The organism is Microbispora sp. H10836 (genome assembly GCF_012999525.1).
GTDB lineage: Bacteria > Actinomycetota > Actinomycetes > Streptosporangiales > Streptosporangiaceae > Microbispora.
Genome location: NZ_JABBWU010000010.1, coordinates 160475 through 173172 on the forward strand (window position 1 = coordinate 160475; position 12698 = coordinate 173172).

General features: G+C 73.9%; 13 protein-coding genes. 11 read left to right on the forward strand and 2 right to left on the reverse strand.

Features of this window, described 5'->3' with window-relative positions:
- The 6 genes from HHX30_RS19815 to HHX30_RS19840 all read left to right on the forward strand — a co-directional run bounded on the left by HHX30_RS19815 (position 1) and on the right by HHX30_RS19840 (position 6367).
- Positions 1 to 1401: a hypothetical protein gene (locus HHX30_RS19815; protein WP_311922619.1), complete on the forward strand. Its 1401-nt coding sequence runs from the start codon at positions 1 to 3 to the stop codon at positions 1399 to 1401.
- The gene (locus tag HHX30_RS19820) at positions 1398 to 2324 is read left to right on the forward strand and encodes a hypothetical protein (RefSeq protein ID WP_169983462.1); all 927 of its coding nucleotides are present in this window, start codon (positions 1398 to 1400) and stop codon (positions 2322 to 2324) included. The genes HHX30_RS19815 and HHX30_RS19820 overlap by 4 nt, the downstream gene beginning before the upstream one ends.
- Entirely contained in the window at positions 2321 to 3175 is an 855-nt protein-coding gene (locus HHX30_RS19825; protein ID WP_169983463.1) for a sulfotransferase domain-containing protein, read from the forward strand. Before HHX30_RS19820 ends, HHX30_RS19825 begins: the two co-directional genes overlap by 4 nt.
- Positions 3142 to 4446 (forward strand): polysaccharide biosynthesis C-terminal domain-containing protein, encoded by a 1305-nt coding sequence (locus HHX30_RS19830; RefSeq protein WP_311922621.1) that lies wholly within the window; start codon positions 3142 to 3144, stop codon positions 4444 to 4446. Before HHX30_RS19825 ends, HHX30_RS19830 begins: the two co-directional genes overlap by 34 nt.
- On the forward strand, positions 4443 to 5351 hold the full coding sequence (locus HHX30_RS19835) for a sulfotransferase domain-containing protein (protein ID WP_169983465.1): 909 nt from the start codon (positions 4443 to 4445) through the stop codon (positions 5349 to 5351). Before HHX30_RS19830 ends, HHX30_RS19835 begins: the two co-directional genes overlap by 4 nt.
- Before the next feature lie 461 nt (positions 5352 to 5812).
- Positions 5813 to 6367 (forward strand): DUF3800 domain-containing protein, encoded by a 555-nt coding sequence (locus HHX30_RS19840; RefSeq protein WP_396704608.1) that lies wholly within the window; start codon positions 5813 to 5815, stop codon positions 6365 to 6367.
- 152 nt (positions 6368 to 6519) lie between these two features.
- Here the strand turns inward: HHX30_RS19840 and HHX30_RS19845 are convergent, their stop codons facing one another.
- Positions 6520 to 7020, reverse strand: a complete 501-nt coding sequence (locus HHX30_RS19845; protein ID WP_169983466.1) for a MarR family winged helix-turn-helix transcriptional regulator — start codon at positions 7018 to 7020, stop codon at positions 6520 to 6522.
- Between the two features lie 97 nt (positions 7021 to 7117).
- Here HHX30_RS19845 and HHX30_RS19850 point away from each other — a divergent pair, with 97 nt between their 5' ends.
- The 3 genes from HHX30_RS19850 (at position 7118) to HHX30_RS19860 (ending at position 9662) form a co-directional block, all read left to right on the forward strand.
- Complete coding sequence (locus HHX30_RS19850; protein WP_310742352.1) at positions 7118 to 8062, forward strand: EamA family transporter; 945 nt, start codon at positions 7118 to 7120, stop codon at positions 8060 to 8062.
- A 137-nt stretch (positions 8063 to 8199) separates the two neighbouring features.
- Positions 8200 to 8820: a cyclodeaminase/cyclohydrolase family protein gene (locus HHX30_RS19855; protein WP_169983467.1), complete on the forward strand. Its 621-nt coding sequence runs from the start codon at positions 8200 to 8202 to the stop codon at positions 8818 to 8820.
- Positions 8817 to 9662 (forward strand): bifunctional 5,10-methylenetetrahydrofolate dehydrogenase/5,10-methenyltetrahydrofolate cyclohydrolase, encoded by an 846-nt coding sequence (locus tag HHX30_RS19860; RefSeq protein WP_169983468.1) that lies wholly within the window; start codon positions 8817 to 8819, stop codon positions 9660 to 9662. Before HHX30_RS19855 ends, HHX30_RS19860 begins: the two co-directional genes overlap by 4 nt.
- 38 nt (positions 9663 to 9700) lie before the next feature.
- Here HHX30_RS19860 and HHX30_RS19865 read toward each other — a convergent pair whose 3' ends face one another.
- Entirely contained in the window at positions 9701 to 10921 is a 1221-nt protein-coding gene (locus tag HHX30_RS19865; protein ID WP_169983469.1) for an MFS transporter, read from the reverse strand.
- A gap of 218 nt (positions 10922 to 11139) precedes the next feature.
- On the opposite strand from HHX30_RS19865, the gene HHX30_RS19870 reads away from it, so the two are divergent.
- A complete protein-coding gene (locus tag HHX30_RS19870) occupies positions 11140 to 11454 on the forward strand; it encodes a YciI family protein (RefSeq protein WP_169983470.1) in 315 nt (104 codons plus the stop codon).
- On the forward strand, positions 11451 to 12695 hold the full coding sequence (locus HHX30_RS19875; protein ID WP_169983471.1) for an RNA polymerase sigma factor: 1245 nt from the start codon (positions 11451 to 11453) through the stop codon (positions 12693 to 12695). Before HHX30_RS19870 ends, HHX30_RS19875 begins: the two co-directional genes overlap by 4 nt.
- The last annotated feature ends 3 nt before the right edge of the window (positions 12696 to 12698 follow it).

Genomic DNA, 12698 nt, shown 5'->3' on the forward strand with positions numbered 1-12698 from the left:
GTGGTCGCCGTCCCACTTCCGCCGATCCCGGCGCAGGAGGCGGGGTGGCAGGACCGGCCGCCCGGCGGGGACCAGCCCTTTCCGGCCCGCCGGCGACGGCGTCGGCGCCGTCCCGCGCGGACGGCGTGGCCGATCGCCGCGCTGCTGCTCGGCTACCCGGTCTGGTGGGCGCTCGGCCTGGGCGGGCTGTCGGTGGTGGTGCTGGCCGCGCCCATGGCGGTGGTGCTGTGGCGCAGGCGGCCGATCCGCGTGCCGAAGGGCTTCGGCCTGTGGGCGCTGCTGCTCACGGGCTACCTCGTCAGCGCGCTCGCGCTCGCCGAGACGCCGGACGGCACGTACGGCGAGCTCGCCGCCGGCCGGGTCATCGGCTACCTGATGCGGCTGGCCGTCTACGTCTCACTTCTGATCATGGTGCTCTACCTGGGCAACCTCACCCATGACGAGCTGCCGCAGCGCACCCTCGTCAGGTGGCTCGGCGTGCTGTTCCTGACCGCCGTCGCGGGCGGGCTGCTGGGCGTGCTCGCGCCCGGCGTCGCGTTCACCTCGCCGATGGAGATGGTGCTGCCGCCGTCGATCGGCGGCCACCCCTTCGTCGCCAACCTGATCCACCCGACGGCCGCCCAGATGCAGCACGTGCTCGGGCATGCCGCGCCGCGCCCGGAGGCGCCGTTCGAGTGGGCCAACGCCTGGGGCAGCGACGTGTCGGTGCTGGTGATCTGGTTCGTGGTGGGCTGGTGGGCCTACGGCGGGCCGTACCGGCGCGTGGCGGCCGTGCTCGCGCTCGCCGTCGCCGCCGTCCCGGTCGTCTACTCGCTCAACCGGGGCCTGTGGATCGGGCTCGGGGTCTCGGCGGCCTACCTCGTGATCCGGGGCGGACGCCCCCTCGCGGCCGCCGCGGCCGCGGCCGTCGCCGCGGCGGCGTTCCTGCTGTCGCCGCTGAGCGGCATCGTCGCCCAGCGGCTGGACAACCCGCACAGCAACGGCATCCGCGCGTTCACCGTGGCGACCACGGTCCGGGTCGCGACCTCGTCCCCGGTGATCGGATACGGCAACACGCGCACCGCGTACGGCAGCCACCGGACCGTGACGACGGGCCGCAGCGCGTGGTGCGTGGAGTGCGGCCATCCCCCGCTCGGCAGCGACGGGCAGCTGTGGCTGCTGCTGATCAGCCAGGGCTTCGCGGGGGCCCTGCTGTACGCCGCCTTCTTCGCCGGCGCGATCCGCCGCTACTGGGCGGACCGGTCGCCGATCGGCAAGGCCGGGACGCTCGTGATGATCCTCGTGCTGCTCTACATGGTCGTCTACGACGGGCTGATCAGCGCCCTGACCCTCTTCCTGATCTCCTTCGCCCTGCTCTGGCGCAACGCCGCCGTCACAACGGACCTCGGGGAGGCCCGATGAGGGACGCCGCCGACCGTCTCCGCTACCTGGACGAGGTCATGGACCTGCTGTTTCCCGGACACGATGCCCATCCGGGCGCCCGCAGCGTGCTGCCGCACCGCCTCGTCCCCCGGCGGGTCGTCCCGCGCAGGTGGTGGCACGCCGCGCTGGGGCGCGGCCTGCCCGTCCACCGCGGGACCGACACGATCGAGACGCACCTGAGCGACGTCCTCGGCCGCCGCGTGCGGGTGGTCGTCCACGTCAGGCCCGCCCGCCGCGCCAACCGCAAACCGATTTTGGAGGCCTACGACGAGTCGGGACTCGCGGGGTTCGTGAAGATCGGCGACTCGCCGCGGGCCCGGCGGCTGGTGCGGTACGAGAGCGAGGTGCTGAGCATGCTCGCCGGGCGGCCGTTGAAGGTCGTCATGCCACCCGACGTGCTGTATCACGGCGAGTGGCGGGGCCTGGAGGTGCTGATGCTGTCCCCGCTGCCCGTGACCTCCCGCCGCGTGCCCGCCCGCCTGCTCGGCTCGGCCGTACAAGAGATCGCCGCGATCCGCCCGTACGGCGAGGAGGGGACCGGGGAGGCGGCCTGGCACGGGGACTTCACCCCCTGGAACGTCGCGGCGGGGGCGGACGAGCGGCTGCTCGTGTGGGACTGGGAACGCTTCGCGGTCGGCGTGCCGCCCGGCTTCGACGCCCTGCACCACTTCTTCCACGGCGCGCTGCGCCGGATGCCGCCCGCGGTCGCCGCCCGATCGTGTCTCGCCCAGGCGGGCGGGCTCCTGGAGCCGTTCGGCGTCGAGGTGGCCCTGGCCCGCCGTACGGCGGTCCACTACCTGGTCGCCCTGGCCGAGCGGCACCGCCGCGACGGCCACGAGCCGCTCGGGCCGCCCGCCGTCTGGCTGAACCCTCTGGTCGATCATGAGGAGTGCCTGCTGTGAAGGCGCCGTTGAAGCACTCCGCGCACGCCGTCTCGTACGCCGCCGGGAGGCTGACCAGCGGCGGCAGGGTGCTGCCGTCGTTCCTGATCGTCGGGGCCCAGCGGTGCGGCACGACCTCGCTCTACCGCGCCCTGTCCCGGCACCCGCTCGTGATGAAGCCGGTGCTGCGCAAGGGCGTCCACTACTTCGACATGGCCTACGAGCGGGGGCTGCCGTGGTATCGCGCCCACTTCCCGCTGACGTCCGGGGCCCGGATGCTCGGTTTCCGGCACGGCCATGCCCCCCAGGCGTTCGAGTCGGCCCCTTACTACCTGTTCCATCCCCTGGCGGGGGCCCGCATCGCGGCCGACCTGCCCGGCGTCAAGCTGATCGCCTTGGTCCGCGACCCGGTCGAGCGGGCCTGCTCCGCCCACGCGCACGAGCTGGCGCGGGGGTTCGAGACCGAGCCGAGCTTCGAGCGCGCCCTCGCGCTGGAGCCGGAGCGCCTCGCCGGTGAGGCCGAACGGCTCCGCAGCGTCCCCGGCTACGTGAGCCACGCGCACCGGCATCAGGCGTACCTCGCCCGTGGACGGTACGCCGAGCAACTGGCCCGGCTGGAGCCGCTCGTGGGGCGCGACCGGATCCTGGTGCTCGACAGCGGACTGCTGTTCCGCGACCCCGCCGCCGTGTACGACCGGGTGCTGGGCTTCCTCGGGCTGCCCCGGCTGGGGGACGTGCAGTTCGAGCGGCACAACGCCCGGCCGCGTCAGGCCATGCCCGCGCCGGTCCACCGCCGGCTCCGCGAGCACTTCGAGCCGTGGGACGCGCTGCTCGTGCCGTGGCTGGGGGCGGTGCCCTCGTGGCGGCGCTGACCGATCTCGCGCGGCCGGGCGGTCTTCTCCGGCACGGAGTCGCCGGTCTGGTCACGGCGGCCGCCGCCGCGGGCGGGCAGTTCGGCCTCGTGCTCGTGGTGACACGGTCGCTGTCCCCGCAGGCCGCCGGGGCGTTCTTCACGGCCACATCGGTGTGCCTGATGCTCGCGGGCGTCGTCCGCCTCGACACCGGCAACGGCCTGGTCCACGCCCTTGCCCGCAACCGGTCCGTCGGCGGCCCGGACGGGGGCCGGCGGCTGGTCCGCGGGGTCCTCGCGCCGGTGGCCGCGCTCGCGTCCGTGACCGGAGCCGCGGTCGCCGTCGCGGCCGGGCCGCTCGCCGGGCTCACCGGCGTGCCCGGCGGCGTCTGGGTGGTGCTGGCCGCCGCCCTGCCGTTCGTCGCCCTGTCGGACGTGCTGATCTGCGCCACCCGCGGCCTCGGCACCATGCGGCCGACGCTGCTGCTCGCCGGGGCCGTCCAGCCGCTCGGGCAGCTCGCGCTCGTCACCGCCGCCGTGCTCTGCGCGGCCCCTGCGCCGGTGCTGGCCGCGGCCTGGGCGCTTCCCCCGGTGGCGGGTGCGGTGCTGGCCGCCGTACGGCTGCGGGGGCTCGGGCCGTACGAGGTGGGAGAGATGGGGGCCTTCTGGCGGCACACCGCGCCGCGGTCGGCCGCGGCGGCCCTGCAGTCGGTGTTCCAGCGGCTCGACGTGGTGATCGTCGCGCTGCTCGCGGGGCCCGCCGCGGCGGCCGTCTACACCGCGGCGACCCGGTTCAAGGTGCTCGGACAGCTCGCCGGTCAGGGGCTCGCCCAGGCCGCGCAGACACGGCTGGTGAAGGCTCTCGCCGAGGGCGACCTGGACGGCGCCCGCGCGCTGTATCGCACCACCACCAGGTGGCTGGTCGTGCTCACCTGGCCGCTGTGGCTGGGATACGCGGTGCTCGCGCCGTGGCTGCTGCCGCTGTTCGGGCCCGCCTACGCCGGCGGCGGCGCGATCGCGCTCGTCCTGTCGGCCACGATGATGGTCGCGACCGCCTGCGGCATGGTCGACGTCGTGCTCGTCGCGGGCGGGCGCACGGCCGCCAGCCTGGCCAACGTGACCGCGGCCGTCGCCGTGACGATCGCCCTCGACGTGCTGCTCGTCCCCGCGTACGGCGCGCTTGGCGCGGCGCTGGGCTGGTCGGGCGGCGTGCTCGTGAAGAACCTGCTGCCCGCCGTCCAGGTCCACCGCCGGTACGGCCTGCTCCCCTTCGGCCGTGTGGCGGCCTCATGAGCCCCGAGCCGCCCGTGCTGGTCACGGGCCTGCCGCGCAGCGGCACGAGCTGGGTGGGCCGGATGCTCACGGCGAGCGGGCGGCTGGTCTACGTCAACGAGCCGCTGAACCCGCAGCGCCCGCCCGGCCGCTCCCCCGGCGTGCTCGACGCGTCGGTGACGCACCGCTTCCAGTACATCTGCCCGGACGACGAGACGCCCTGGCTGGCGGCCTTCTCCCGTACGGTCGCGCTGCGCTACGGCTGGGCGGCCGAGGTCCGCCGCAACCACGGCCCCGGCGACCTCGCGCGGATGGCCAGGTACGGCACGGCCTTCACCCTCGGCCGACTGCGGGCCAGGAGGGCGCTGCTGGACGATCCGTTCGCGCTCCTGTCCGCCGAGTGGTTCGCCGGCCGCCTCGGCTGCCGCGTGGTCGTCGTGGTCCGCGACCCCGTGTCGTTCGCCGGGAGCTGGCGGCGGCTCGGCTGGAGGGTGGACGTGCGCGAACTGCTCGACCAGCCCCTCCTGCTGCGTGACCATCCGTACGTGGCCGAACTCGGGCCCTTCGCCGGCGAGCGGGATGTGATCACCGCGGCGGCCGTGTTGTGGCGGGTCGCGTGGCGGGTCACCGGCACGGTGGCCCGGCGGGCGGCCGGCATCAGGGTCGTGCGCTACGAGGACCTGTGCGCCGCGCCCCTCGACGGCTTCCGTGACCTCTACGACTGGTGCGGCCTGCCCTGGACCGATCGCGCCGCCCGCCGGATAACCGCGGCCTGCACGTCCTCCCGGAGACCGGCGGGTTCCCCGTTCACCTGGACGGGCCTGTCCCGTACGGCCTACCGCCCGATGGACTCCCGCCGGGCGCTCACGGCGGCCTCGCTCCCCCACGAGGACGCCGCCCGCGTACGCGCCCTGGTGCACGGCTGACCCGCGTGTCGCCCGCGACCTCCACTACACGGCTGGTGCGTAGTAGTGGTGCGTACCGGCACCGACGTCCGGGAAATCCCATCACTCCGCCGACGGCGGAGGCATGTTATTTCCCGAACGATACGAGAAACGACTGGTCCCCCCCGCCCGCTCTGCGGTGATCCATACATCGGACGCCGAGCGATCCGCGCAGCTTTGAGATCTCCGTCCGTGATCCCGCTCCCTGGGGTCCAGCGGCGCCAGCAGGCGCGCCTCGTTCGCGACGTGCGGCTCCAGCACCTCGTCCACGAGTGCGAGGCCGCTGCCGGTGAGCCGTACGCGGACGGACCGCCGGTCGCCGGGGTCCGGGATCCGTTCGACCACCCCCTGGCAGCTCGCGCCAGGGCATCGAGTACGCACAGTAGTCACAGGTATGCGTATGGTGTCTCCGTGCCTCTCGCATCCCCCAGGACGACGACTGGATCGCTTTCGTTGACGAGTCCGAGTCCAATTCACAACTCGATCCAGACGTGTACATCCTCGCCGCAGCGCTCGTCCACGGGACGGCGTGCGAAAAGATCAGAGCCTGGGTGGACGGGCTGCGCCTCGACGGACAACGCAAGCTGCACTGGGCCAAGGAATCCGCGAGCAGGCGCGACGGGATCATCCGCGCCGTCGAATCGCTCGACGTGCTGTACCTGGTCGTCTTACTGGAAGACATCTGCGCATCACCATCGGAGCGCCGACGACGCAGGTGCCTTGAGCGCCTCCTGCGGGAGTTGATCCAGGCGGGCGTACGTCACGTGGTGCTCGAGGCGCGCGAACGGACGCAGAACAAGCGCGACCTCGATCTTCTGACTACGCTCGCTTCCCGCCACAGGATCACGGCGAGACCCAGAGTCGATCACGTTGCGGGTCCCGCGGAGCCCTTGCTCTGGCTGGCGGACGTGCTGGCGGGCGCATTGGTCGCGAGCCGGTGCGGGGATCCCGGCTACTGGGAACGGCTGGCCACGTCCGTGGAGATACACCGGCTCTGAAAGATGTGCGGAAAGACGCAAGCCCGGGACCCCACCGTCCGGAGGGACCTTCCCGGGCTCACTTCCAACCGCTTCACGAAGCGGCGGCCTCGTCCGCGATCGTACCCTCCCCGTCCCCCGGCAACCACCGACAGTGAACAAGTGACACGGAGCTAGCCGAGGGTGGTGTCGCCGAGGGAGGCGAGGAGGGTGCGCAGGGCGCCGACCAGGTGATCCCGCTCCCCGGGGTCCAGCGGCGCCAGCAGGCGCGCCTCGTTCGCGACGTGCGGCTCCAGCACCTCGTCCACGAGTGCGAGGCCGCTGCCGGTGAGCCGTACGCGGACGGACCGCCGGTCGCCGGGGTCCGGGATCCGTTCGACCAGCCCCCTGGCCGCCATGCGGTCGATGCGGTTCGTGATCGCGCCGGAGGTCACCATCGCCGCCCTGTTCAGGGCTCCCGCCGTCAGCTCGTACGGCGGGCCCGACCGGCGCAGCGTCGCGAGCACGTCGAACTCCCACGTCTCCAGGCCGTACGACGAGAAGAACTCCTTCAGCTCCCGGTCCAGCAGCCGCGCCAGCCTGGAGACGCGCCCGACGACGCCCATCGGCCAGGGGTCCACGTCCGGCCGTTCCCGCCGCCACTGGTCCAGCAGCATGTCCACGGCGTCGCCCATCCAGGCTCCCTCGAAGTCTCTCAGCGTTCTTTTATTTGACGTTTAACAGTTCGACATGCTGTTATCTCAATGCTGAGATTATCAACGAGGAGCAACCGTGAGAATCGCCAACCATGGTTCCCTGCCGGCCGTGGGCACGCTCGCCCTCACCGCGCTCACCCCGCTGGTCTGGGGTTCGACCTACGCCGTGACGACCGAGTTCCTTCCGCCCGACCGTCCCCTGTTCACCGCGCTGGCCAGGGCGTTGCCCGCCGGGCTCGTGCTGCTCGCCGTCACCCGCGTGCTGCCGCGAGGAGTGTGGGTCTGGCGGGCGGCGGTGCTCGGCGCGCTGAACATCGGGGCGTTCTTCCCGTTGCTGTTCCTGGCGGCGTACCGGCTGCCGGGCGGTGTCGCGGCCGTGCTGGGCGCCGTGGGCCCGTTGTTCGCGCTCGCCTTCGCCGCCCTGCTGCTCTCCGAGCGTCCCACCGCGCGCAAGGTGCTCGCCGGGCTCGTCGGGTTGCTCGGGGTCGGATTGGTCGTCCTGCGCGCCGAGGCGCGACTGGACATGGTCGGCGTGCTCGCCGGGCTCGTGGGGGCCGCGTCCATGTCGGCAGGGACCGTGCTGACCAAGCGCTGGGGCCGTCCCGAGGGCGTCGGCGCGCTCGCCCTCACCGGATGGCAGCTCACCGCCGGCGGGCTGCTGCTCGTCCCGGTCGCCCTGCTCGTCGAGGGCGCGCCGCCCGCGCTCAGCGGCGAGAACCTGCTCGGCTACGCCTATCTGGGCATCGTCGGCACCGCGCTCGGCTACTGGATCTGGTTCCGCGGGATCTCCCGGCTCCCCGCGACGTCCGTCTCCTTCCTCGCGCTGCTGAGTCCGGTCTCCGCGGCCGTCATCGGCTGGGCCGCGCTCGGTCAGGCTCTCAGCCCGGTTCAGCTGCTCGGCATGGTTCTCGCCCTCGGCGGCACCCTGCTCGGCCAGGCCCCGGCAGGGCCCTCCCGGCGCGCCGAGGCCCCGCCCGAGCCCGTACGGCCCGAGGCCGAGCCGGCCTGCCCGTCCCGCTGACGAGGACACGCGAAACAGAGGGCACGCGAGACAGCGGACACGCGAGACAGCGGACACGGGGAAGGCGGCGCAGGCGCGACAGGCGGGACGTGGGAGGATTTTCACGGCCGTGCTGTCACCACCGGAGGACGGGCGCGATGCGCGACGAGAAGATCAGCGACTTCCTCTCCCGGCTCGCCGACCGGGTGCCCGCCCCGGGCGGAGGCGCCGCCGCGGCCCTGCAGGCCGCCCAGGCCGCCGCGCTGCTGGGCATGGTCGCGCGGTACAGCACCGGCGAGAAGTACGCCGAGCACGCCTCCCTGATCGAACGGATCACCGGCGAGACCGACGAACTGCGGTCGAGGGCCCTGCGCCTGGCCGAGGACGACGAGTCGGCGTTCACGGCGGTCACCGAGGCGTACAAGCTGCCCAAGGACACCGACGAGGCGAAGGCCGCCCGGTCGGACGCCATCGCTGCGGCGCTGGTGGGGGCGGGCAGGGTCCCGGCCGAGGTCGTCGGCGTCGCGGGGAGGGCCGTCGGCATCGCCGAGGAACTGCTGCCCGTCGGCAACCGGAACGTCGTCTCCGACATCGCCGCCGCCACCGAGGCCGCGCGGGCCGCGGCGACCACCGCCCGGGTGAACATCGAGATCAACCTCGGCGGGATCAAGGACGAGCGGGCCCGCGCCGAACTGACCGCCGTGGCGGCCGAGGTGGACGGCGTGGCCGCGCGGGCCGAGCGGGTCACCGCCGCCGTCCGTGCGGAGATCGCGAGATGAGCGCCCGGGTGCTCTCCGGCAAGGAGCTCGCCGCGTCCGTCCGGACCGAGGCCGCCGAGCGGGCCACCGCGCTCGCCGCGGCCGGCAGGCCGCCGAAGCTCGCGGTCGTCGTGGCGACCGCGGACGAGTCCAGCGCCTGGTACGTCCGCTCGATCGCGCGTGCCGCCGAGAAGGCCGGCATCGCCTGCGACGTCGTCGACCTCGGCGCGGAGGCCGACCCCGCCCGGATCCGCGACCGGCTGGCGGAGCTGAGCGCCGACGACACCGTGCACGGCGTCATCCTCCAGACTCCGCTGCCGCGGGGTGCGAAGCTGGAGGACCTGGCCGGCGCGATCGCGGTCGAGAAGGACGTCGACGGCGCCAACCCGCTGTCGCTGGGCCGCCTTGCCGCGGGCCTGCCCGCGTTCGCTCCGGCGACCGCCGAGGCCGTCGTGGCGATCCTGGACCACCACGGCGTCGACCTGGCCGGCCTGCACGTCGCCGTGGTCGGCCGGTCCACGGTGGTCGGCAAGCCCGCCGCCCATCTCCTGCTGGACAGGAACGCCACCGTGACGGTCTGCCACTCCCGCACGCGGGACCTGGCCGCGATCACCGCCGTGGCCGACGTGGTCGTGGCCGCGGCCGGCCGCGCCGGGCTGATCACGGCCGAGCACGTGCGGACCGGGGCGGTCGTCGTGGACGTCGGCACCAACCCCACCGAGGACGGCGGCCTGGTCGGCGACGTCGACGCCATCGCGGTCGCGGACAAGGCAGGGGCGCTCACACCCGTGCCCGGCGGGGTGGGCCCGGTGACGACGGCCCTGCTGCTGCGCCACACCGTCCAGGCCGCCGATCGCGGCTGACCACGTCCCCCTGCCGCCCGCGCCGGCCGGACGCGCCGTCAACGGGATGCGCCCCGAGCGTCGACGGGAACGGCCGGGGCATCGGGCCAGGACGGGATACGCATCGCCGCCGGGGCTTTCCAGGCCGCGGTCACCAACAGCGGCACCAGCAGCGCCAGCGTCCAGGTCAGGCCGAGCGCCTGTGCGACACGGCCGACCAGCGCCGGAGCGAGCAGCATGGCGGAGTACGTCATGGTGGTGAGCCGGGCGACCGCGATGGTCGCTCCCGTGGCGCCCTCCTCCGTGCCCGCGTGCCCGGCCGCGCTGAAGATCAGCGGCAGCGGTGAGGCCAGCCCGAGACCGGCGAGGGCGAACCCGGCGACCGCGAGGATCGGCGTGGGAGCCACGACCACCGCCGTAAGACCGGCGGCCGCCAGCGCGGTGCCGCCCCGGACCAGGACGCGTGCCGGGTATCGCGCGGACAGCCGGTCGCCCACGAGCCGTCCCGCCGTCTGGCAGGCGGCGAAGGCGACGAGGCCCAGCGAGGCCACGCCCAGTGAGGCGCCCCGCTCGTCGTGCAGGAGCACCCCGCTCCAGGTGATGACGGCACCCTCACAGGCCAGCACCGCCGCGCCCATCGCGCCGAGGAGCAGGACGCGGCGCGTCCAGCCCGCCCGCCATCCTCGCCGTCCGGCCACCTCGTCCGTACGCGCGGACGGGTGCTCCGCGGGAGGTTCCTCTGCCGGCAGCCATCCGCCCGCCACCAGGGCGACGGTCGTCACGACCGCCCCCAGGATCAGGTAGTGCGTGGTGAGGGACATGCCCGCCTGCGCCGCGGCTCCGCCGGTGAGCGAACCGGCCACGGAGCCGATGCTCCAGGCCGCGTGGCAGCCGTTCATGATGGGACGGTGCGCCGCCCGTTCGACCATCACCGCCTGCGCGTTCATTCCCGTGTCCAGCAGCCCGTTCGCGGCGCCGACGAGGAGCATGGCCGCGGCCAGGTGGACGTGCCCGCCGGCGAGGCCCACCCCGACCAGTGCGAGGGGAAGGACGACCGCGGCGATCCGCACGACCCAGGCGCTGCCGATCCGCACCGCGAGTCGTCCGGCGACCCGCGTGGCGGCGAGCGCCGCCACGGCGACCAGGGCGTTCAGGAGGCCGAGCAGTCCCTCCGTCAGATCGTGATCCATCTTCAGGGAGGGCGTACGGACCGCGAACGCGGCGATCAGGGCGCCGTTCACGGCGAACACCGCCGTCACTGCCGCGCGTGCCCGTGGCACGGCTCTCCGGCCCCGGCCGACTGCCCTCCGGGTCACCTCGGACATGTGTCCCGCCTTCCCGTACGGCGCCTTCCGACGGGCGCCTCCCGCAAAGGACGACGGCGCCGAGGCGGATTTTCGACATTCGGGCGAGACCGGCTGTCGATTTCGGGACTCCACCGCGTCGTAGAGGAGAGCGGCCGCGCAGGGCGGCCGCCGTGTCCCGGAGGAGAGAGCCGATGAAATACCTGCTGTTGATCTGTGTCGAGGAGTCGGTCGAGGTCAGCCCCGAGCAGGCCGACCCCGAGCCGTGGATCGAGGAGACCGAGCGCCGGGGAGTGCGCCTCGACGGGCATCGCCTGTGTCCCGTCGGCGACGCCACGACGGTGCGAGCCGGACTGGTGACCCAGGGGCCCTTCGCCGAGACCAAGGAGCAGATCGCCGGATTCGACATCATCGAGTGCGCCGACCTGGACGAGGCCATCGAGATCGCCTCGAAGCATCCCGTGGCGTCGTTCGGCGCGATCGAGGTGAGGCCGTTCTGGCCGGAATGAGCGGCGCCGACGTCACCCGGGTCGTCGAGGAGGCGTTCCGCGAGGAGTGGGGCCGTGTCGTCGCCACGCTGATCCGGCTGACCGGCGACTGGGACCTGGCCGAGGAGTGCGCCCAGGACGCCTTCGCCCAGGCGCTCGCCCGCTGGCCCCGGGACGGCGTGCCGCGCCGTCCCGGGGCGTGGCTCACCACGGCCGCGCGCAACCGGGCGCTGGACCGGCTCCGCCGCGGCACCACCGAGGCGGCGCGGCTGCGCGCGCTGGCGGCGGCGCCGACCGGCCCCGACCCGGAGCCCGCGGAGGAGGATCACGTGCCCGACGACCGGTTGCGCCTGATGTTCACCTGCTGTCACCCGGCTCTGCCGCTGGAGGCGCAGGTCGCCCTCACTCTTCGTACGCTCGCGGGGCTGACCACGGCCCAGATCGCCGCGGCGTTCATGGTGCCGGAGGCGACCATGGCGCAGCGGCTGGTCAGGGCCAAGCGCAAGATACGCAATGCGGGCATCCCCTACCGGGTGCCGCCCGCGCGTCTGCTGGCCGAGCGGACGGTGGGTGTGCTCGGCGTGCTGTACGTCCTGTTCACCGAGGGCTACTCGGCCAGCGGCGGGCCGAGTCCGACCCGGCCGGAACTGGCCGCCGAGGCCATCCGGCTGGCCCGGGTGCTCGCCGGGCTCATGCCGGGCGAGCCCGAGGCGCAGGGGCTGCTCGCGCTCATGCTGCTGCAGGACTCGCGGCGCGCGGCCCGGCTCGACGAGGCGGGTGACATCGTCACGCTGGAGTTCCAGAACCGCGCGAAATGGGACCACGACGAGATCGAGGAGGGGCTGCGGCTCCTGGACGACGCGCTGGCGCGCCGCCGCCCCGGGCCGTACCAGGTGCAGGCGGCCATCGCCGCCTGTCACGCCACCGCCCTCGACCCGGACGACACCGACTGGCCGCAGATCGCCGGGCTGTACGGGGAGTTGGTGCGGCTGGCGCCGTCTCCGGTGGTCGAGTTGAACCGGGCGGTGGCCGTGGCGATGGCCGACGGCCCCCTCGCCGGTCTGCGGCTGGTCGAAGAACTGCGGGCCGCCGGCGAACTGGCCGGGCACCACCTGCTCGCCGCCACCCGCGCGGACCTGCTGCGCCGGCTGGACCGTACGGCGGAAGCCGCGCAGGCCTACGAGGAGGCCCTGGCGCTCGCACCGACGGACGCGGAGCGCCGCTACCTCGCCCGCAGGCTCGCCGAGACCAATGGAACCTGACAG